17 protein-coding genes are annotated in these 20,244 nt (G+C 66.2%); 3 read left to right on the forward strand and 14 right to left on the reverse strand.

Features of this window, described 5'->3' with window-relative positions; all coding sequences use genetic code 11:
• Positions 1–12: 12 nt before the first annotated feature.
• Entirely contained in the window at positions 13–1,176 is a 1,164-nt protein-coding gene (locus ASC83_RS05760) for an acyl-CoA dehydrogenase family protein (RefSeq protein ID WP_056059377.1), read from the forward strand.
• An 84-nt stretch (positions 1,177–1,260) separates the two neighbouring features.
• Here the strand turns inward: ASC83_RS05760 and ASC83_RS05765 are convergent, their stop codons facing one another.
• A complete protein-coding gene (locus ASC83_RS05765) occupies positions 1,261–1,563 on the reverse strand; it encodes a hypothetical protein (protein ID WP_225581100.1) in 303 nt (100 codons plus the stop codon).
• A 145-nt stretch (positions 1,564–1,708) separates the two neighbouring features.
• On the opposite strand from ASC83_RS05765, the gene ASC83_RS05770 reads away from it, so the two are divergent.
• Positions 1,709–2,914: an acetyl-CoA C-acetyltransferase gene (locus ASC83_RS05770; RefSeq protein ID WP_056059379.1), complete on the forward strand. Its 1,206-nt coding sequence runs from the start codon at positions 1,709–1,711 to the stop codon at positions 2,912–2,914.
• Positions 2,915–2,937: 23 nt separating this feature from the next.
• Complete coding sequence (locus tag ASC83_RS05775) at positions 2,938–5,109, forward strand: 3-hydroxyacyl-CoA dehydrogenase NAD-binding domain-containing protein (protein ID WP_056059991.1); 2,172 nt, start codon at positions 2,938–2,940, stop codon at positions 5,107–5,109.
• Between the two features lie 14 nt (positions 5,110–5,123).
• Here the strand turns inward: ASC83_RS05775 and ASC83_RS05780 are convergent, their stop codons facing one another.
• The 13 genes from ASC83_RS05780 to ASC83_RS05840 form a co-directional block, all read right to left on the reverse strand.
• Positions 5,124–5,609 carry a hypothetical protein gene (locus tag ASC83_RS05780; RefSeq protein WP_143227288.1) on the reverse strand — a complete coding sequence of 162 codons (486 nt, stop codon included), beginning with the start codon at positions 5,607–5,609 and terminating at the stop codon, positions 5,124–5,126.
• 263 nt (positions 5,610–5,872) lie between these two features.
• Positions 5,873–6,781, reverse strand: coding sequence for a 3-keto-5-aminohexanoate cleavage protein (locus ASC83_RS05785; RefSeq protein WP_056059994.1), 909 nt, complete (start codon positions 6,779–6,781; stop codon positions 5,873–5,875).
• A gap of 14 nt (positions 6,782–6,795) precedes the next feature.
• Entirely contained in the window at positions 6,796–7,968 is a 1,173-nt protein-coding gene (locus tag ASC83_RS05790; RefSeq protein ID WP_056059383.1) for an acyl-CoA dehydrogenase family protein, read from the reverse strand.
• A complete protein-coding gene (locus ASC83_RS05795) occupies positions 7,965–9,899 on the reverse strand; it encodes a biotin carboxylase N-terminal domain-containing protein (protein WP_056059385.1) in 1,935 nt (644 codons plus the stop codon). Before ASC83_RS05795 ends, ASC83_RS05790 begins: the two co-directional genes overlap by 4 nt.
• A 109-nt stretch (positions 9,900–10,008) precedes the next feature.
• Entirely contained in the window at positions 10,009–10,818 is an 810-nt protein-coding gene (locus tag ASC83_RS05800; protein ID WP_056059386.1) for an enoyl-CoA hydratase/isomerase family protein, read from the reverse strand.
• 1 nt (position 10,819) lies between these two features.
• Entirely contained in the window at positions 10,820–11,998 is a 1,179-nt protein-coding gene (locus ASC83_RS05805; RefSeq protein WP_056059388.1) for an acyl-CoA dehydrogenase family protein, read from the reverse strand.
• Positions 11,999–12,051: 53 nt separating this feature from the next.
• A complete protein-coding gene (locus ASC83_RS05810; protein ID WP_056059390.1) occupies positions 12,052–13,182 on the reverse strand; it encodes a hypothetical protein in 1,131 nt (376 codons plus the stop codon).
• Positions 13,183–13,205: 23 nt separating this feature from the next.
• Positions 13,206–14,819: an acyl-CoA carboxylase subunit beta gene (locus ASC83_RS05815; protein ID WP_056059393.1), complete on the reverse strand. Its 1,614-nt coding sequence runs from the start codon at positions 14,817–14,819 to the stop codon at positions 13,206–13,208.
• Positions 14,816–15,745, reverse strand: coding sequence for an SDR family oxidoreductase (locus ASC83_RS05820; RefSeq protein ID WP_056059395.1), 930 nt, complete (start codon positions 15,743–15,745; stop codon positions 14,816–14,818). Before ASC83_RS05820 ends, ASC83_RS05815 begins: the two co-directional genes overlap by 4 nt.
• A 28-nt stretch (positions 15,746–15,773) precedes the next feature.
• A complete protein-coding gene (locus tag ASC83_RS05825) occupies positions 15,774–16,511 on the reverse strand; it encodes a TetR/AcrR family transcriptional regulator (protein WP_056059397.1) in 738 nt (245 codons plus the stop codon).
• 1,088 nt (positions 16,512–17,599) lie between these two features.
• The gene (locus ASC83_RS05830) at positions 17,600–18,376 is read right to left on the reverse strand and encodes an enoyl-CoA hydratase (RefSeq protein ID WP_056059399.1); all 777 of its coding nucleotides are present in this window, start codon (positions 18,374–18,376) and stop codon (positions 17,600–17,602) included.
• Positions 18,377–18,450: 74 nt separating this feature from the next.
• The gene (locus tag ASC83_RS05835) at positions 18,451–19,323 is read right to left on the reverse strand and encodes an acyl-CoA thioesterase II (RefSeq protein WP_082522361.1); all 873 of its coding nucleotides are present in this window, start codon (positions 19,321–19,323) and stop codon (positions 18,451–18,453) included.
• 27 nt (positions 19,324–19,350) lie between these two features.
• Positions 19,351–20,241 carry an alpha/beta fold hydrolase gene (locus tag ASC83_RS05840; RefSeq protein WP_056059401.1) on the reverse strand — a complete coding sequence of 297 codons (891 nt, stop codon included), beginning with the start codon at positions 20,239–20,241 and terminating at the stop codon, positions 19,351–19,353.
• Positions 20,242–20,244: the final 3 nt, after the last annotated feature.

A 20,244-nucleotide genomic window follows, 5' to 3' on the forward strand; every position in this document is an offset into this window, starting at 1 on the left:
GGTTGCCCCACCATGATCGAACGCACCCTCTTCCAGCCCGACCACCAGGCCTTTGCCGACAGCTTTCGCCGCTTCATCGACAAAGAGGTAACGCCTCACCACGCCGCCTGGGAAGACCAGGGCTATGTGGCGCGCGAGGTGTGGAGCCAGGCGGGCGCCAACGGCTTTCTGTGCATGAGCCTGCCCGAGGAATACGGTGGCGCCGGGGCCGACAAGCTCTATTCGGTGGCGCAGATGGAAGAGCTGGCGCGTGCAGGCACCACCGGCATCGGCTTTGGCCTGCACAGCGAGATCGTGGCGCCGTACATCCTGCACTACGGCACTGAAGCCCAGAAACAGAAGTACCTGCCGCAGATGGCCAGCGGCGCCGTGGTGGGTGCCATCGCCATGAGCGAGCCGGCTGCGGGCAGCGACCTGCAAGGCATCAAGACTACGGCCATCAAAAGTGCGGACGGATCACACTATGTGCTGAACGGCAGCAAGACCTTCATCACCAACGGCTGGCATGCCGACCTGGTGATCGTGGTCGCCAAGACCGACCCGGCGGCCGGGGCCAAGGGCACCAGCCTGTTGCTGGTGGAGCGCGGCATGCCCGGCTTTGAAAAAGGCCAGCGCCTCAAGAAGATGGGCATGAAGGCGCAGGACACGTCCGAGCTGTTCTTCAACGACGTGCAGGTGCCGGTGGACAACCTGCTGGGCGGACCCGCCATGGAAGGGCGCGGCTTCATCTGCCTGATGGAGCAGTTGCCCTGGGAGCGCCTGCAGATCGCCATCACCGCCGTGGCCGCCGCCCAGGCCGCCATTGACTGGACGCTGGACTACGTCAAGCAGCGCAAGGTCTTTGGCCAGAGCGTGGCGTCATTTCAAAACACCCGCCACACCCTGGCCGAGCTGCAAACGCAGGTACAGGTGGCCCGCGTGTTCGTGGATAAGTGCTGTGAGCTGATCGTGCGCGACCAGCTCGACACAGAAACCGCCAGCATGGCCAAGTACTGGACGACCGACCTGCAATGCAAGGTGATGGACGAATGCGTGCAGCTGTTTGGCGGATACGGCTACATGTGGGAATACCCCATCACGCGCGCCTACGCCGATGCACGCGTGCAGCGCATTTATGGCGGCACCAACGAGATCATGAAAGAAGTGATTGCGCGGGCCATGGGCCTGGGCAAATAACGGAATGCACCGCACCGTGAATAACGCAGTGCACGATGCCCTGCACAACGCCCTTCACAACGCACAAGTGGGCGCCGAATGCCGCTACAGATACCAGGCGGCGCGGGCTTCTTCGGGGCTCAGCGGCGCACCAGGGCGGCGGTCGGTGACATTCAGCCAGGAGCGTACACCCTGGCTGCCACTCAGCGCACGCATCAGCAGCAAGCCGGCACCAATGCCGCGTATGGCTGCTGAGCTGCGGCTGGGCGCCATGAAGGCCGCCACCGCCAGCGCACTGGATGCCGCCAGCACGACATGGTGCTCCAGCGCAAATCCTTCGCGCGTGTCGTCGTATTCGATGGCGCTGCGAGCGATGCGCTGCAATGCAGGGGATGTATTTCGTTCCATAGCCAGAAATGTAGATAGCAACCGCCGAAAGATAGTGCAAAAACCACTGCACCCGCGTCAGAAAGCACCTTGTAGTGGCGTGAGCCAGCCCAGCGGCTTTACCGCCGCACTGCTTGAAGTTTAGAGAAACCACCGGAGACCATTCATGACCGAAGCCTATGTATTCGATGCGCTGCGCACCCCGCGCGGCAAGGGCAAGAAGGACGGCACCCTGCACGAGGTCAAGCCCATCGACCTGCTGGCAGGCCTGCTGACCGAGTTGCAAGCGCGCCACCGCTTTGACACAGCGGCAGTGGACGACGTGGTCATGGGCATCGTCTCGCCTGTGGGCGAACAGGGCTCGGTGCTGCCGAAGGTGGCCGCGCTCAAGGCCGGGTGGGACTTTCGCTGTGCGGGCGTGCAGGTCAACCGTTTCTGCGCCTCGGGCCTGGAAGCCGTGAATCTGGCCGCGCAGAAGGTGCGCAGCGGCTGGGAGGACCTGGTGGTGGCCGGTGGTGTGGAGAGCATGAGCCGCGTGCCCATCGGCTCCGACGGCGGCGCCTGGGCGCAAGACCCCGCCACCAACTCCGCCACTCTGTTCGTCCCCCAGGGCATCGGCGCCGACCTGATCGCCACGCTGGACGGCTACACCCGTGCCGATGTGGACGCCTTCGCGCTCGAATCGCAGCGCCGCGCCACCGCCGCGCGCGCAGCGGGCTACTTCAAGAACTCCGTCGTGCCCGTGCGCGACTTCATCGGCCAGACCATCCTGGCCGAAGACGAGTTCATCAAACCCAAGACCACGCTCGAAGGCCTGGGCGCGCTCAAGCCCTCGTTCGAGCAACTGGGCGGCATGGGCTTTGATGCCGTGGCGCTGCAACGCTACCCGCAGGTGGAGCGTATCCACCACGTGCACCACGCGGGCAACTCGTCGGGCATCGTGGACGGTGCCGCTGCCGTGCTCATCGGCAACGAGGCCGCTGCCAAGGCCCACGGCCTCACGCCCCGCGCGCGCATTGTGGCCACGGCGCTCAGCGGGGCCGACCCCACCATCATGCTCACCGGCCCCGTGCCCGCCGCCAAAAAGGCGCTGGCCCGTGCAGGCATGACCATCGACCAGATCGACCTGTTTGAAGTGAACGAGGCCTTCGCCGCCGTGCCCATGCGCTTCATGCGCGAGCTGGGCGTGCCGCACGACAAGGTCAACGTGAACGGCGGCGCCATCGCCATGGGCCACCCGCTAGGCGCCACGGGCGCCATGATCCTCGGCACCCTGATTGACGAGCTGCACCGCCGGGGCCAGCGCTACGGCCTGGCCACGCTGTGCGTGGGCGGCGGTATGGGCATCGCAACGATTGTTGAACGCATTTGATGGACTGGGTAGGAGACAAGAACATGCAAACCATCCGCTACGAACTCATCCCCGCCCAGGGCACCGAAGGCCAGGTCGCCGTCATAACGTTTGACGAAACCAACTCCCCCGTCAACACCATGTGCCGCCAGTGGCAGCAAGAGCTGGGCGAGGTCACCGCCCAAGTGCTGGGCGACCGCGAACGCCTGGGCACTGCGCTCAAGGGCATCGTGCTCGCATCAGCCAAGACCAGCTTCTTTGCCGGTGCCGACCTCAAGGCCACCATGCGCCTCACACCCGCCGATGCGCCCAGCGTGTTTGGCGAGATCGAGCGCATGAAGAAGCACTTCCGCACGCTCGAAACGCTGGGCATCCCCGTGGTGGCCTGCCTCAACGGCGCAGCGCTGGGCGGTGGGTGGGAGGTGGCGCTGGTCGCCCACTACCGCATCGCCGTGGCCGACCCCAAGATCCAGTTCGGCCTGCCCGAGGTCACACTGGGCCTGATGCCCGGCGCCACCGGCGTGACCAAGATGACGCGCCTGCTGGGCCTGATGGGTGCGCAGCCCTACATCCTGGAAGGCAAGCTCTTCAACCCCGCCGAGGCGCTGGAGCTGCAACTGGTGCACGAGCTGGTTGCCACGCGCGATCAGCTGCTGCCCGCCGCGCTGGCCCACATCGCCACCCACCCGCACGCTGTGCAGCCGTGGGACGACAAGAACTACAAGATGCCCGGCGGCACGCCCGCCAACCCCAAGATTGCGGGCGCCCTCACCGTCGCGCCCGCCATGCTCAAGAAGACCACGCGCGGCCGCTACCCAGCGCCCGAGGCTGCACTGGCCGCCATGGTTGAAGGCGCCATGGTGGACTACGACACCGCCCTGCGCATTGAAAGCCGCTACCTCGCCCGCCTGATGACCGGTCCCGTGGCGCGCAACATGATCAACACGTTCTTCTTCGACATGAACGCGATCAAGAGCGGCAAGTCGCGCCCTGGCTCGGCGCCGCGCTACAAGCCACAAAAGGTCGGCATCCTGGGCGCTGGCATGATGGGCGCGGGCATCGCCTGGGCCCAGGCCAGCCGGGGCATCGCCACCGTGCTCAAAGACGTGAGTGCCGAGAAGGCCGAAGCGGGCAAGGCCTACAGCGCCAAACTCACCCAGGCCCGCGTGGACAAGGGCCGCATGACCGCCGAGGCGCAGCAGGCCCTACTGGCCCGCATCACGCCCACCGCCAGCGCGGCCGACCTGGCGGGCTGCGACCTCATCATCGAAGCCGTGTTTGAAAGCCGAGACCTCAAGGCCAAAGTCACGCAAGAGGCCGAGCCACAACTGGCGCCCGGCGGCTTCTTTGCCAGCAACACCTCCACCCTGCCCATCAGCGGCCTGGCCACGGCCAGCAGCCGGCCCGAGAAGTTTGTCGGCATCCACTTTTTCAGCCCTGTGGACAAGATGAAGCTGGTGGAGATCATCCGCGGCAAACAGACGGACGACGAAACCGTGGCCCGCGCCTTCGACTACGTGCAGGCCCTGGGCAAGGTGCCCATTGTGGTCAACGACTCACGCGGCTTCTACACCAGCCGCACCTTCGGCACCTTTGTGATGGAAGGCGCCGCCATGCTGGGCGAAGGCATCCCCGCCGCCGCGATTGAAAACGCCGCCATGCAGACCGGCCTGCCCGTGGGACCGCTGGCCGTGCTGGACGAAACCGCGCTGACGTTAAGCGTGCACGTGCTGGACCAGACCCGTGCCGACTACGCCGCCGAAGGCAAGACCTACACCGCCACACCCGGCGAGCTGCTGGTGGAGCGCATGGTCAAGGAACTGAAGCGCCCCGGCCGCGCGGGTGGCGGCGGCTTTTACGACTACCCCGCAGGCGCCAAGAAGCACCTGTGGCCGGAGTTGAAAACGCTGTTCGAAAAACCCGGCGTGGAGTGGAGCGTGCAGGAGATTCAGGACCGCCTGCTCTACCGCCAGGCCATCGAAACCGCGCGCTGCCTGGCCGAGGGCGTGCTGACCAGCGTGCATGACGCGAACATTGGGTCGATTTTTGGGATTGGGTTTCCGGCGTGGACGGGGGGGGCGATGCAGTTCATTTATGGGACTGGGGTGGAGGCGTTCCTTCAGCGTGTTGATGAACTGGCGGCGGGGTACGGGGCAGGGTTTGTTCTGGAAGCGAAAGCCCGAGATGCCATTCGAGCTTTTCAGCCGACCTATTGACTGTCATGGTTCAGTCAAACCGGATAGCAAAAGGAGCTCGCTTCTGGCACACCCAGCGCATCCCCGACCAGCTGCCATATTTGCTGGCTCGGTGTCGTGGAGAACACAAACCACAGCTCTGCAATGCGCAGAGCTGGCAGCATCAGATCTTCCAGCGAGAAGCGTCCGTCTCTATTGAGAAAGACAGCCACCACCAAATCGTCACCAGAGTATTTGCTCAGTCCATTGACCAACGCCTGGACTGTGGCGCTTGCGTTCAAATGATCAGGCACCAGCTCTTTGAGCTGAACCGGCGCAAAGTGCCGAACATCAGCGATCTCCCACGTGGCAACGAAGTCATAGTCGCTTGACTCCACGGGAGAAAACAAGACCTGGTGCCCGATACGCAATGACATGCCATAGCAAAAAAGTGCAGCTTGGCGAAACTCGCGTATGTGCTTGAGGTCATTGGTTCGCAGGTTGCGGACCTGTGGAGACAGGTCTGCATCGACGATTTGCATTTCGATTTGCCGGAGCTCTCTCAGTACCGCGACCGGACCACGATACGCCAACGACGCGAATGCTTTCAACGCTGATCGGGACTGTTCCACTCCGTTAATCTTTCCTACCCATTGAGGGCGATAGGCGCACTGCCACCAGCGCCACACCGCCGAGACTCCAAACCGTATGGGTTCTGTATCGTCCTTGCAAACTGATCGCTCGGCGATCAATTTGCGAGGATAACGACGCCGCAGGGGAACGCTGAAGTTCCCACCTGAGCACATCAGACCATCGTGGCGGACCCAACCGTCGCCTTCAACCCCAACATCCCCCGCGCCTCCTGCGGCGAAGCCACCTCCCGCCCCGCATTGCGCGCGTACTCCGCCAGCTTCTCAATCAGCGGCCCGTTCGACTCCGCCTTCGTCCCATCCGGCAGATAGAACGTGTCCTCCAGCCCCGTGCGCAGGTGCCCGCCAAGCTCGGCCACGCGCTGGTGCACGGGCCAGATCTCGCTGCGGCCGATGACGGTGGCCTGCCAGGGGGCATCCTTGATTTTCAGCTTGAGCAGGATGGGCAGCAGGTCCGGGTCGGCGGGCATGCCGGATTCGACGCCCATCACAAAGTTGTATTCGGGCAGTCGCTCGGTGTACATGCCGGTCTGCACATACATCTCCACGCAGCGCACGATGCCTACGTCGAAGCACTCAAACTCGGGCAACGTACCGGTCTCCAGCATCACGTCGATGAAGTCCTTGACCTTGGCGGGCTGGTTGTCGAACAGCATGGGCGGCCAGGCCCAGGTGCCGTTGCTGCGCACCTTCAGGTAGTTGAGCGAGCCCGCGTTGCACGCGGCCATCTCGGGGCGGGTGGCGCGCAGGCAGTCGAGCGGGCCTTGGTAATTGGGGCCGACCACGCCGGTGGTCTGGTTGATGATCAAATCCGGGCAGGCCTCGCGCATGGCTTGCACGCAGTCGCGGGCCACCTGCGGGTCCCAGCTGGGCAGGTGGCCTTTGCCGGGCTCCTGGTTGCGAAAGTGCACGTGAACCACGGCGGCGCCGGCGTCGTAGGCACGGCGGGCTTCCTGGGCCAGTTGCTCGGGCGTGACGGGCACGTGGTGCTGGCCGGGGTCCGTCAGCACGCCGGTGATGGCGCAGGTGATGATGGCTTTGTTGCCGTGGTCGGTGCTGTGCATGGTGGCTGTCTCCTTCAAATGCCGAGCTGCTTGGCAGCCAGGTCTTTCATGATTTCTTCCGCACCGCCGCCGATCATCATGACCTTGACCTCGCGGTAGATGCGCTCGCTGACGGTGCCGCGCATGAAGCCCATTCCACCCAGTATCTGCACGGCCTGGTCGGCACAGAACTGCATGGTTTGGGTGGCGTGGTTCTTGAGCAGGCACACCTGCGCTACCCACTCGGGACCGGTGCGGCCAGCGTCGGCCTGCGCGGCCACGGACTCGCACCACGCAGCGGTGGACTGGATGCGCATCTGCATGTCCACCAGCTTGTGGCGGATGACCTGGTGTTCCACCAGCGCGGCGCCAAAGGTCTTGCGCTGGCGGGCCCAGGCCAGGGCCTCGTCGTAGCAGGCCTCGGCAAAGCCCAGGGCCGACACGGCCAGGCCAAAACGCTCACCGTTGAAGTTGGCCATGATGATGCGAAAGCCCGCGCCTTCTTCGCCCAGCAGGTAGCGCGCAGGCACGCGCACGTTGTCAAAGCGCAGGTGGGCGGTGTCGGAGCAGAGCCAGCCCATCTTGTCGAGCTTGCTGCGCGACAGGCCTGGGCTGTGGCCAGGGATGAGCAGCATCGATATGCCGCCGCTGCCCTTGCTGCCAGCGTCGCCAGTGCGCACAGCCACCGTGATCCAGTCCGCGCGCATGCCAGAGGTGATGAACACCTTTTCGCCGTTGACGATGTACTCATCGCCCTCACGCCGCGCGGTGGTCTTGAGCTGGGCCACGTCGGACCCACCCCCAGGTTCGGTGATCGCCAGTGCGGCGATCTGCTCGCCTGCCAGCACGGGCGGGATGACCTCAGCACGCACAGCATCGCTGCCATGGGCCAGAACCGGCGGCAGGCCGATGTTGTGCGACAGCAGGCTGGCCAGAACGCCGCCGCTGGCGCCGTGGCGGCTGAGCGCGCGCCACAGCGGCAGGCGAAGCAGGTAGCTGGCGGGCGTGCCGCCGTACGGCTCGGGGTAGCCCAGGCCCAGCAGGCCCAGGTCGGCCGCGCGGCGGTACAGGCTGCGGGGGAATTCACCGGCGGCATCCCACGCGTCCACATGCGGCGCGATCTCGGTGCGGGCAAAGCGGGTGACGGTGTCGGCGAGGGCAGTGCGGTCTTCGTCGCTCACAGAACTTGCATCGGACGTGGCGGTCATGCGGGCGCTCCTTGCGTGGCGGGTGCAAAACGGGCCAGCACCTGCCCGGGCGACACCTGCTGGCCCGGGGCCACCAGCAGCTCGGCCACCGTGGCGGCTGCGGGGCTGGCCAGGCTGTGTTCGAGCTTCATGGATTCGATGACCACCACCGTGTCGCCCGCCCCCAGCGCCTGGCCTTCGGCCACAGGCAGCGCGACCACCTTGCCGTTGAAGGGGGCGCGCAACTCCGTCGCACCGCCCGCCGCACCCGCGCGTGTGGCGGGCTCCCACGATGCGTCTTCCACCCAGCCGTCCACGCCGCCGGTTTGCCAGTGCCAGCGCCGGGGGCCCACCGCCACGCAGTGCACACCGCGCTGGGGCAGTTGCAAAGTCACAGGTTCTGCCCCGGCCTGCTCCACCAGCAGCCGCCCACCGCCCAGCTCGCGCACGGCGATGGAGTGCACCTCGCCCTGGCGGCGCAGCCGCAGGGGCCTGGCCATGGCACAAGGCAGGTCCGACGTCGGATTTGAAGCAAAAATGGCCGATAGCGCTGAAGGAATATGCACTGATAGCTCATTATTTGATAGCAACCGCTGCAGCTCCTGGGCATGCTCCGCCAGGAACGGCACCAGCGCCCGGCCGCTGGCAAACACGGGGTGCTGCAGGCAGACCGCCAGAAACGCGCGGTTGGTGGGCAGGCCCAGCACGCGGGTGCCCTGCAGCGCACGCACCAGCGCGGCGATGGCCTCAGCCCGCGTGGGCGCGTGCACGATGAGCTTGCCCAGCATGGCGTCGTAGTGAGGCGTGACCTCTGCCCCCTCCTCCAGCGCGTGGTCAAAGCGCAGCGCGCCCGGCGCGGCCCGTTCAAACGCGGTAGCCGGTGGTGCGCTGAACTGCAGCACACGGCCGGTGTGGGGGCGGAAGTGCGCGTCTTCGGCACACAGGCGCACTTCGACGGCGTGGCCTTGCAGATGCACCTCATCTTGCGTGAGCGGCAGCGGCTCACCCCGCGCCACGCGGATTTGCCATTCCACCAGGTCCAGCCCCGTGAGCGCTTCGGTCACCGGGTGCTCCACTTGCAGGCGGGTGTTCATCTCCATCAAGAAGAATTCAGCCCCATCCAGAAGGAATTCCACCGTGCCCGCACCCACATAGCCAGCGGCCTGTGCCAGCGCCACGGCGCAAGCGCCCATGCGCTCGCGCAGCGCGGCGTCCACGGCGGGGCTGGGGGACTCTTCGATGATCTTCTGGTGACGGCGCTGTACCGAGCAATCGCGCTCGCCCAGGTGGATGCACGCGCCATGGGCGTCGGCAAAGATCTGCACCTCCACATGGCGCGGCTGCAGCAGCGCACGTTCGATCAGCAAGTCGCCACAACCAAACCCCGCCACCGCCTCCGACCGGGCGCTGGCCAGTGCGGCGGGCAACTGCGCCAGGTCGGTGACCAGGCGCATGCCGCGCCCTCCCCCACCCGCCACGGCCTTGACCATGAGGGGCGTGCCGATGCGTGCAGCCTCGGCGGCAAATCGTTCGTCGCTCTGGTCGTCGCCGGAGTACCCGGGCAAGCAGGGCACGCCGTGCGCATGGGCCAGGGCCTTGGCCCCCGACTTGCTGCCCAATGCGCGGATGGCGGCTGGCGAGGGGCCGATCCAGGTCAGGCCCGCATCGACCACGGCCTGGGCGAAATCGGCGTTCTCGCTCAGGAAGCCATAGCCGGGGTGCACGGCATCGGCGCCGGTGGCTCTGGCTGCGGCCAGCAGCTTGTCGGTGCGCAGGTAGGTGTCGGCGCTGGCGGCGCCGCCCAGCGCAACGGCCTGGGTGGCTTCGCGCACGTGCAGGGCGTTGGCATCGGCGTCGGAATAGACCGCCACCGTTTCGATGTCCATGCGGTGGGCGGTGTGGAAGATGCGGCGGGCGATCTCGCCGCGATTGGCGATGAGGATCTTTTTCATAGACTGTGCCCTCGCGGCTCCATCGCCCGCCAGCACGCTGCGCGTGCACGGGCAATCTGCTTCGCCATGCCTGCGGCATGAACAGCCCGATTGGCTATGAGGATTTTCTTCATGAGTTCGCACTCCACGGCGGCGCCTTGCGCGCAGCAAACGCCGCCAGCCCTTGCGGCGCCTCGGGGCCACGCAGCGCCTGCGAAAAAGCAATTGCCGCTTCGTCCAGCAGCGCGGGCAACGGCGTTTCGGCTTGGGCCAGCAACAAACGTTTGGTAGCGGCTACAGCTTGGGGTGCGGCGGCGGCGTGGCGTGCGATGGCAGCCCGTACAGCAGCATCCATGTCGCCCTCCACCACGTCATCGACCAGGCCCAAGCGCTGGGCGGCAGCAGCATCCCCGCGCTCGCCCGTCAGCAAACACCGCCGCGCCGCCGCATAGCCGAGGCGGCGCACCACAAACGGCGCGATCTGCGCAGGCACGATGCCCAGCGTTACCTCGGGCGTGGCGAACTGCGCGCTTGTGTGGGCCAGCACATGGTCGGCACAGCAAACGAGCCCAAAGCCGCCCCCCATCGCCGCGCCCTCCACCGCCACGATGAGCCACTGCGGCAGCGCACACAGGGCCTGCAGCAGCGCGCCAAAGCGGCGGTTCAGTGGCACCAGCGGGTCAGCCTCGCCCACAGCCAGGGGCTGGCCAATGGTCTTGGCAAAGCCGCCCAGGCTGCCACCCGCGCAGAAGTGGCCACCCGCGCCACGCAGCACCACGCCGCGCAGGTCGGCATCAGCCACAGCGCGCTCACACGCAGTCAGCAGGGCATCCACCATGGCCTCCGACAGCGCGTTGCGGCTGGCCGGGTCGTTGAGCGTCCAGGTTTCCACACAGCCGCTGGCCAGCGGCGCGCGGTCGATCAACAGCGAATCAGCCATGTCAGTGCACGGGCCGCTTGGCGATGCCCATGAGCTTGGACAGGATGCCCAGCATTACCTCGTCGGCCCCGCCGCCGATGGACGCCAGCCGCCCGTCGCGGTACATGCGCGAGACCTTGTTCTCCAGCGTGTAGCCCATGCCGCCCCAGAACTGCAGACAGGTGTCGGGCACCTCGCGGTTCAGGCGGCCGGCCTTGAGCTTGGCCATGCTGGCCAGCTCCAGCACGTCCTGCCCGTTCACGTACAGGTCGCAGGCTCGGTAGGTGAGTGCGCGTAGGGCTTCGACCTCGGTCTTGAGCTCGGCCAGCTTGAACTGCACCCACTGCTGGTCGGCCAGTGTGGCGCCAAACAGCTTGCGCTCCTGTGCGTAGTCGATGGTCCACTGGATGCAGTGGTTCAGCGATTCGAGCGTGCTGGCGGCGCACCACAGGCGCTCCTCCTGGAACTGCTGCATCTGGTAGATGAAGCCCTGCCCCTCGGCGCCGATGCGGTAGCGCTGCGGCACCCGCACCTCGTCGAAGTAGATCAGGCCGGTGTCGCTGCTGTGCATGCCGATCTTGCGGATCTTTTGCGCCACCTCGATGCCCTTGGTGAGCTTGCCGCCCGGGCCATCCCGCATGGGCACCATCACCAGGCTTTTGTTCTTGTGCACAGGCCCTTCGCCCGTGTTCACCAGCATGCACATCCAGTCGGCCTGCAGGCTGTTGGTGATCCACATCTTCTGGCCGGTGATCACGTAGTCGTCGCCATCCTTGCGCGCCACGCTCTTGATGCCCGACACATCGCTGCCCGCCGCAGGCTCGCTCACACCGATGCAGCCCACCATGTCGCCCGCAATCGCAGGGGCCAGAAAGTTGCGCTTGAGTTCTTCGCTACCGTAGCGCGCCAGCGCCGGGGTGCACATGTCGGTTTGCACGCCGATGGCCATGGGCACGCCGCCGCAGTGGATGTGGCCCAGTGCCTCGGCCATGGCGAGGCTGTACGAATAGTCCAGCCCCTGGCCGCCGTATTCCTCGGGCTTGCACAGGCCCAGCAGGCCCAGGTTGCCCATCTTCTTGAAGACCTCGTGCGCGGGGAAGATCTCTGCGGCCTCCCACTCGTCCACATGGGGGTTGATCTCTTCGTCGATGAAACGCTTGAGGGTTTTCTGGATCTCGCGGTGCTCGTGTGTGAACTGCATGGTGCTTGTCTCCTGCTGTTGCGTTTGTACGTTTGTGTGCCTGCAAACCTCGATCACGAAAGCTGAAATTGCCCCAGCGGCTGGGGCCGCCCGTTGAGCACCAGCTCCACCTGGTGCGCGCCGGGGTAGTGGGTGCGTGTGGTCATCTGCTGCAGCGACAGCGTCTTGCCCACGGCCACGGTGGCGCCGGGCGGTATGTCCAGCGTCTGCAGCTTGAACACCTTGGGCGCCGCGCCGCCGTGGGCCTTGACGTAGTGCACCTTCAGGTCGGCCAGGACGCGCTGTGGCTGCGGCGTGGGGTTGTGCAATTCGGCCTCGATGCGCACCTTGTCGCCAATGCGTGCGCGGGCGGGCAGCACGCGCGCGGACCGCACGTCCAGCGCCACGGCATGGCCCACGCCCAGGGCATCGAGCGCAGCGGCGTCGCCGCGTTTGATGAGAAAACGCAGGCCGTGACGCACCAGGGCTTCGCGCGGGGCGGGTGCGCCCTGCAGCCAGGTGCGCGCGGTGCCCACGGCCAGCTCGGGGTGGTCCTTGGCGATGTCGCCCAGGTGATTGGCCACGGAGCGGCGCACGTAAGACGATGGGTCGTCCTTGAGCGCATCGAGCAACGGCAGGGCCAGTTGCGGGTTGTTCTGGAATGCAGGCAAACGCGGCGCCCAGGGCAGGCGGGGCCGCGTGCCTTCGCTCACCAAACGGCGCACGTGGGCGTTGTCATCCTGCGCCCAGTCGCGCAGCCGCGCGAGCGTGGCGCCCTGGTGGTGCAGCAGGTAGGGGCGGATGCAGAACTCGGCCGTAAAGCGCTGGGTGAGTGCGTGCTGCGCGGCCATCGCTGCCTCGAAGTGCGGCAGGCCGTGTGTGCCGATGTAGATGCTGTGCGGCAGGTATAAAAAGGCGCTATAGGGGCGGTCACCTGCATCGGGCTCACCGGCCGCATCGAGGCCCATGGGCGGGTCCATCGAATCGACCAGCACACCCAGCGCGCGCGGCACATCTTGCGGCAGGTGTGTCTGCAGGGCCTGCGCAATGCGCTGGCCGCGCGCCATCAGCTCCAGCGATTCGTAGCCGGGCTGTACCTGCTGCAGAAACGCGGTGGTATCGAACTTGCGCCACGCACGGCGCACCATGGCCGCGATGCGCGGCGGCACGGTGTCGTTCAGCAGGTATTTGAGAGGCTCGGCCATCGTGGAGATTGCGTGCGAAGCGCTTACATCCGCGCCACGCCAAAGCTCAGGGGCCGCAACGTGCGGGCCTGTGCCTCGGCGCAGGTGTTCAGGCAAAACGCCAGCACGGCGCGCGTGTCGCGCGGGTCGATCACGCCGTCGTCCAGCAGCAGGCCGCTGGTGTAGAACGCATCGGCCTGGGCCTCGAACATCGCGACGATCTTGTCGAACTGGGCCTGCGATTCGGCCGGGTCGGGCGTGATGCCTTTGCGCGCGAGCGCCGCCTCGGTCACGATCTGCATGGTGCGCGCAGCCTGCTCGCCACCCATCACGGCCGTCTTGGCACCGGGCCAGCTGAACAGGAAGCGCGGCGCATAGCCGCGCCCACACATGCCATAGTTGCCCGCGCCAAAGCTGGCGCCGCACTGGATGGTGATCTGCGGCACGGTGGCGTTGGTCACGGCCTGGATCATCTTGCTGCCGTGTTTGATCATGCCGCCCTGCTCGCTGTCCTTGCCGACCATGTAGCCCGTGGTGTTCTGCAGGTAGATGATGGGGTGGCCCAGCTGGCACATCCACTGGATGAAGTGCGTGGCCTTGTTGGCGCCCGCCACGTCGATGGGGCCGTTGTTGCTGATGAAGCCCACCGCATGGCCCTGGATGTGGCCCTGCGCGCACAGGGTTGCCATGCCGTAGCGGGCCTTGAATTCCAGCAGCTCCGAGCCGTCCACTAGCCGCGCCATCACCTCGCGCATGTCCACGGGCTGGCGCAGGTCGGCAGACATCAGGGACAGCAGGTCGTCTGCCGGCAAGAGAGGTGCGGGCGCGCTGGGTCGCGGGGCCGTGTTCCACCCCAGCTGCGCCACCACATCGCGTGCCAGGCCAATCGCCTCACGGTCGTCCTGGGCCAGGTATTCGCCCAGGCCCGAGACGGACGTGTGCATCTCGGCGCCGCCCAGTTCTTCCTCCGTCGCAATCTCGCCCGTCGCCGCCATGAGCAGCGGCGGCCCGGCCAGAAAGGCGCGCGAGCGGCCCTGCACCATGATGACCACATCCGACAACCCCGGCATATAGGCGCCGCCTGCGGTGCCCGAGCCGTGCTGCACGGTGATGACCGGAATGCCCGCCGCCGACAGCCGCGCGAGGTTGCGGAACAGCGTGCCGCCGTGCACGAAGCCCTCCACCCGGTAGCGCATGAGGTTGGCACCCGCGCTCTCCACCAGGTGGATGAACGGCAAGCGGTTTTGCAGCGCGATCTCCTGCACGCGCAAGATCTTTTCCAGGCCCATGGGCTGGATGGCACCGGCCTCGATGCCCGAATCGCTAGCCACCACCATGCAGCGCACGCCACTGACAAAGCCGATGCCCGCGACCATGCCGCCACCGGGCACGGACTTGTCGGGGTCTTTCACGTCCTGCAGGTAACCCGCCAGCGTGCACAGCGGCAGCCAGGGCGCACCCGCATCCAGCAGCAGTGCCACGCGCTGGCGCGGCAGCAGCTGGCCGCGTTTTTCAAACTGGGGCAGCGACCGGGACGAGGCGGCGGCGGCGCGGTCTTCCAGCGCGCGCAGGGCATGAAGGCGGGCCTGCAGCGCCGCGCGGCGTTGGGTGGCCTCGGCGCTGCCTGGGTTGAATCGGGAAGTGAAGACGGCGGTCATGCGGCCTCGGTCTTGGGGGTGTGGGAAGGTGCAAACACCTGCGGCACCTGCGCGCGGTGAAAGCCGTCAAACGGCCGCACGGCCGGGTGTGCTGCGGCAGCGGCACCAGGCGGGCGCTGCGGCCAGCCCATGCGCACCTGGGGCCGTGCGCCGTCCACCCGCAGCGTGGTGCCGCTGATAAAGCAGGCTGCCGGGCTGAGCAAAAAGGTGATGGCCGCCGACACCTCAGCCTCGTTGCCAAAGCGGCCGAGCGGCACCGTGCGCGGCATGGCACGCAGCATGTCGCCCGCCTCGGGCGGGTAGTTGTCCATGCCGCTGGAGGCGATGTAGCCCGGCGCCACGGCGTTCACGCGCACGCCGCTGTGTGCCCATTCCAGCGCAGCGGTTTCGGTGAAGCTGACCATGCCCGCGCGCGCAGCCCCGCTGTGCCCCATGCCCGGCATGGAGCCCCACATGTCGGCCACGATGTTGACTACTGAGCCGCCGTGCTGCGCCATCCACTGCCGGTAGCACTCGCGCGCCATCAGAAAGCCGCCGGTGAGGTTGGTGTTCAGCACCGCCTCCCAGCCCTTGGCGCTGATGGATTCAAGCGGCGACATGAACTGCCCGCCCGCATTGTTGACCAGCGCATCGATGCGGCCCTGCGCAGCGATGATCTGCTGCACCAGCGCCACCACACCTTCTTCGGATCGGATGTCGCACACCTCGCAGGACACGCGGCCGCCATCGGCGGTGATCTCTTCGGCCACGGCCAGCAGCTTTTCTGGCTTGCGCCCCACCAGCACCACATGCGCCCCCAGGTGCGCCAGTTCGTGCGCCGTGCACCGGCCAATGCCGGAGCCACCGCCGGTGACCACCACCACCTGGCCCTGGAACAGGCCCGGAGCAAACACTGACTGGTAGGCGTTGCGCGCGGTGGGGGCCATGGTGACTCTGCCTTGATGGGGTTGTTTGTTATGAACGGATGAACAAGGCGAGTGCCTCATCGGTGAGCGCGTCGAGCGACTTGCCCTTCTTGGGCGAGAACCATTGCACCGCCCAGTTAAGCGCCCCAAAGATGAACAGCCGCGCCACACCGGGCTCGGCCTGCAGCGCACCCTGCTTTGCCAGCGCTTCGAGCACAGGCATCCAGGTGGCCTCGTAGCTGTCCTTGATGCGGGCAATGCCCTTGCGCTGCGCAGGCGTCAGCGAGCGCCATTCGTACAGCATCACCGGGATGAAGCTGCTGCGGGGCCCGAGCAGGATCTCGAAATGGTGGCGAATGAGCGTGTGCAACTGCTCGCGCGGTGTGGCCTGGGCTGGCAGCGCATCGAGTGCCTGCTGCTGGCTTTGTGTGGCCATGGTCATGCCCTCGCTCATCACGGCGTAGAGCAGCGCGCTTTTGCTTTCGAAGTGGTAGAACGGCGAGCCACTGTGCATGCCTGCGGCCGCCGCAATGTCGCGCGTGCTGGTGGCGGCAAAGCCCTGGGTGCGGAACAGCTTGGCCGCGCCGTCCATGAGCTTGCGGCGGCGGTTGCCGTCGTCGAGTTCTTCGGCGGTTTTGCGGGGGCGGCCGCGGGGGCGGCGGGTGGGGGTTGCCTCTGCAGTGGCTGCATTGGCGTCGGAGGAGGCTACGGCCTTGCTGCGAGGGCGGGCCGGGGGTTTCTTGGGAGCGGGGGCGATGGCGCTGGTGCGCGGCACGGGTGAATCCATGCGGGCACGATAGCAAAACTGTTTATTTTTAGCAAGCAAGTGCTTTGTAAAAATAGATAGCTTGTCTGATCATGATTGCTGCGGGTGTTTTTTGAGGTTAAGCGCCAGCATTCACTGCCTCATTTGCTATTCATTTGGAAGCAGATGGCATGCCCATGCGAAGAGCGGAGGCCGGGAGTCGCCCGGCATGCGAGTAACTTTCTTTCGCTTGCTCGACAAGAAAGTCACCAAAGAAAGGGCGACCCTACTGTCTGCGACCCCTTCGCTGCGCTACGGGGCAACCTGGGGTGCTCGGTCACGGGGTGCACCGCAGAACTCGCTGCGCGCCTTTGGCGCTCCGCTCGGACAACTGCGGTGAGTCAGTTCACGAAGCATGTGCGCTCCGACGCGCATGCCACCCCGCGCCCTGTGCGCCCCAGGCGCATCCAGAAGGGAACCCGCGAGTCGGACATCCATCCGGGCCATCGCTTTGCTCGGCACCATCTCGCGGGCGCAAGCGCCACGCGCTGCGGCGGCAGGGCCGAGCGCAGCGATGGCCCGAAGGGCAGTTTGGCTGTTCGGATGTTCTGCTGCCCCACCCCTGCTGGCTGCGCCTGCGGCGGGGCGGTTGCGGGGTGAGCATGGGCGTCGCAGCGCCCATGCCTCGTGAACTGACTCGCCGTGGTTGTCCGAGCGGCGCGCGCCAGCGCAAAGCGAGTTCCACGGCGCACCCCGCAACCGCCCCGACGCAGGTTGCCCCTTCGCACCGCGAAGGGGTCGCAGACTGGGGGTCGCCCTTTCTTTGGTGACTTTCTTTCGGCGACGCGAAAGAAAGTTACTCGCCCGCCGGGGCGACAACCCGGCCTCCGCCCTGAACACATGCATGCTTTTCAAATCAACACGCCAAGGCTTCGACAAGCTCAGCCCGAACGGTTGAGAAAAGACTCAAAACTACAAAAACAATAGCTGCTAGCGCTTGCTAGATAAGCGCCAGCAGCCAAATTGACCAAAATCCGAGAACCCAGAGAGCTCCGGAATCCGGCCTGCGCTTTTAGCGAAAGATCTCCGGCCCGCTGCGCGGTCCTCGCCGCTCACGCGGCGTCCTGATTTCAGCTCTTGCTGAAATCAGGCTTTCTCTTTTCCATAAACGCCGAAAACGCTTCCCGCGCTGCAGGCTCACGCAACATGCGCCCAAAGCTCTCGCCCTCTTCCGCCATCACCTCCAGCACCTTCGCCGTCTGCCCGCCCTTCATCAACCGCTTGGTTTCGATGAGCGACGACAACGGCTTGGCCGCCAGCTTCTTCGCCTGCGCCTGCGCCACCCCATTGCACTCGGTGGGCGGCACCACACGATTCACCAGCCCCACTTCCAACGCGGCCTCGGCCATGAACGGCTCGCCCAGCAGCAAGGCTTCCGCAGCGCGGTGGTACCCCAGCATCTGCGGCACCAGCAGGCTCGATGCGGCCTCGGGGCACAGGCCCAGATTGACGAAGGGCATGGAGAACGCCGCGTTGTCGCCCGCGTAAACGAGGTCGCAGTGGAACAGCATCGTCGTGCCAATGCCCACAGCCGGGCCGCAGACCGAGGCGATCACGGGCTTGGGGAAGGTGGCGATGCCGCGCAGAAAACGGAACACCGGCGAGTCCTGCGTGGCAGGCGGCTGCTGCAGAAAGTCACCGATGTCGTTGCCTGCGCTGAAGATCGCCACGTCGCCCTGGAACACCACCACGCGCACGCTGGCATCGGACTTGGCGGCATCGAGCGCATCAGCCATGGCGGCGTACATGTCGCGCGTGATGGAGTTCTTCTTGTCCACGCGATTGAAGGTGATGGTGGTCACGCCCGCTTCGGAGTGGACGAGGATGTCTTGGGTGGCTTCGGTCATGGTGGTGAAGGTTCCGGGTCGGATGGATTGGGACGAGAGGAATGCGGTACGGCACAGGGCAATAGGCCGACTTCCTATTCCTTGTAGTAAACGATCTGATGGCTGGTGGCCAGCATGGTGCCAGCCTCGTTCCACAGCTGCACGGTCTGGTCAAAGAATCCGTTGCGGAACTCCTGCCCGCGCGCCTGGCCGAGCAGGAAGCCCGTGCCCGTGGCCTGCAGCTGCTCTGCCGTGGCGTGGAAGTACACGGTGATCGACACCGTGCCCGCAGGCACCTGGCGCGCACGGCGCAGCCACACGCGGGGGAAGAACACATCAGCCAATGCGGACAGCGCCACGAAGTCGATCGGCCGCGGTGGTGTGTCGCGCATCCACAGCTGCGTCAGGCTGTGGTCGCCGCTGCCGTCCCAGGTGCGCGGGATGAAGCCAGCGATGGGGCGCATCTCGTAGCGATTGAGCCATTCCACAGCGCCCAAGGGGGCAACGATGGCCTTTTGCTCTGCGGGGGGTGGCACCTGCGGCATGGGCACATCGCCCACGCTCCAGGTCTCGCGGCGCACGGCCGTGACGGCGGTGGCCGTGGTGGTGACCACCTGCGCGCCGTCGGCACCGGCCTGCAGGATCGACAGCGTCCAGTGCTGGGTGGAGCGATTGGTGCGAACAGGAGTTGCCTGCACCGTGAACGCACCAGCGGTCAAAGCGCCCGCATAGTTGACAGTGAGCGACAGCGGGTCGCCCAGCCGGTCGGGGTGCTGCAAGATGGCCTGCAGCAGCGTGGCAGCGGTGATGCCGCCAAACGGGCCGACCATGTTCCAGTAGCCGGGGTGGGTCTGCCCTTCGTACTGGCCCGTCGCAGCGGACGAAGCCGTCAGTTGCAGCGCCTCGTCCAGCGGGTGGGTAGCGGAGGACAAAGACGCAGACGAAGAAGTGGATGAAGAGGAAGTCATGCTGCAAGTGTGCCGCGAAACGACCGCTCAGGCCGTCGTACCGGAGACTTCGCCGTGGGGCATTCCGCCACCGCCCAGCGTGGCCAGCGCAGCCGCTGCGCGCGGCCACAGGCTTTGGCGGAACTGGTCGCGAAAGAAGCCGAAGTGCCCAATGCGCCGCACCTGCAGGTCGGCCGGCGTGATGCTCTCCACGCGGCGCTCGGTGTTGGCGTAGAGGTTCACCAGGTTGTGCGTGCCGCGCAAGGTCATCAGCTCGTCGTCCGCCATCGACAGCGCCAGCACCGGGAACCGCACCGCGCCATAACTCTGCGCCACCGCAGGCCCTTCGGCACCCACGCTGTAGGCAGGATGCAAGCACCAGCGCCGCCACTGCAGGATCACACCCGCCGGAAGGTCGCCCACCTTCTTGAGCGTGCGCCCCGGAAAGTACCCGCACAGCCGCGTGGCCAGCGGCACCAGCACCCACCAGAAATACGGAACGATGCGCTTGAGCTGCGGCGCGTTATCACGCCAGTAGCCGCTGCCTGCAGCCACGCTCAGCAGGCCCGCCACCTGTTCGGGCTTCTTGAGCAGCCCTGGCAATTGCGCGCCCAGGCTGTGGCCCAGCAGGAACAAAGGCTGCTCAGGCAACGCGGCCTTGGCGCCAGAGATCACCGCCTCATAGTCCTGCGCCCAATCAAACAGATCCGCCTTCACATCGCGCATCGCGCCCTGCAGCGAATCGCCATGGCCTCGGTAATCAAACGTGGTGACCCGAAACCCCTGCTGCGCCATCCACAGCGCAAAGGCCTCGTAGAACGACTGCCGCACCCCCATCGCGCCGCCGATGACAACGCTGGCGCGCGGTGCGCCCTCGGGTTCGTAGACGCGCAGTGCCAATGACACTGCCCCGTTGACCTGCAAGGTTTGCTTGTTCATGTC

It is taken from the genome of Acidovorax sp. Root402, from assembly GCF_001425125.1.
Taxonomy (GTDB): domain Bacteria; phylum Pseudomonadota; class Gammaproteobacteria; order Burkholderiales; family Burkholderiaceae_C; genus Acidovorax; species Acidovorax delafieldii.

Bases quoted from the DNA above. Each gene is read 5' to 3' on its own strand.
- ASC83_RS05785 (WP_056059994.1), bottom strand. From the start codon at position 6,781: ATGCACAGCACCGACCACGGCAACAAAGCCATCATCACCTGCGCCATC.
- ASC83_RS05830 (WP_056059399.1), bottom strand. From the start codon at position 18,376: ATGACCGAAGCCACCCAAGACATCCTCGTCCACTCCGAAGCGGGCGTG.
- ASC83_RS05760 (WP_056059377.1), top strand. From the start codon at position 13: ATGATCGAACGCACCCTCTTCCAGCCCGACCACCAGGCCTTTGCCGAC.
- ASC83_RS05770 (WP_056059379.1), top strand. From the start codon at position 1,709: ATGACCGAAGCCTATGTATTCGATGCGCTGCGCACCCCGCGCGGCAAG.
- ASC83_RS05800 (WP_056059386.1), bottom strand. From the start codon at position 10,818: ATGGCTGATTCGCTGTTGATCGACCGCGCGCCGCTGGCCAGCGGCTGT.
- ASC83_RS05815 (WP_056059393.1), bottom strand. From the start codon at position 14,819: ATGACCGCCGTCTTCACTTCCCGATTCAACCCAGGCAGCGCCGAGGCC.
- ASC83_RS05775 (WP_056059991.1), top strand. From the start codon at position 2,938: ATGCAAACCATCCGCTACGAACTCATCCCCGCCCAGGGCACCGAAGGC.
- ASC83_RS05795 (WP_056059385.1), bottom strand. From the start codon at position 9,899: ATGAAAAAGATCCTCATCGCCAATCGCGGCGAGATCGCCCGCCGCATC.
- ASC83_RS05840 (WP_056059401.1), bottom strand. From the start codon at position 20,241: ATGAACAAGCAAACCTTGCAGGTCAACGGGGCAGTGTCATTGGCACTG.
- ASC83_RS05820 (WP_056059395.1), bottom strand. From the start codon at position 15,745: ATGGCCCCCACCGCGCGCAACGCCTACCAGTCAGTGTTTGCTCCGGGC.
- ASC83_RS05825 (WP_056059397.1), bottom strand. From the start codon at position 16,511: ATGGATTCACCCGTGCCGCGCACCAGCGCCATCGCCCCCGCTCCCAAG.
- ASC83_RS05805 (WP_056059388.1), bottom strand. From the start codon at position 11,998: ATGCAGTTCACACACGAGCACCGCGAGATCCAGAAAACCCTCAAGCGT.
- ASC83_RS05810 (WP_056059390.1), bottom strand. From the start codon at position 13,182: ATGGCCGAGCCTCTCAAATACCTGCTGAACGACACCGTGCCGCCGCGC.
- ASC83_RS05765 (WP_225581100.1), bottom strand. From the start codon at position 1,563: ATGGAACGAAATACATCCCCTGCATTGCAGCGCATCGCTCGCAGCGCC.
- ASC83_RS05835 (WP_082522361.1), bottom strand. From the start codon at position 19,323: ATGACTTCCTCTTCATCCACTTCTTCGTCTGCGTCTTTGTCCTCCGCT.
- ASC83_RS05790 (WP_056059383.1), bottom strand. From the start codon at position 7,968: ATGACCGCCACGTCCGATGCAAGTTCTGTGAGCGACGAAGACCGCACT.
- ASC83_RS05780 (WP_143227288.1), bottom strand. From the start codon at position 5,609: ATGCAAATCGTCGATGCAGACCTGTCTCCACAGGTCCGCAACCTGCGA.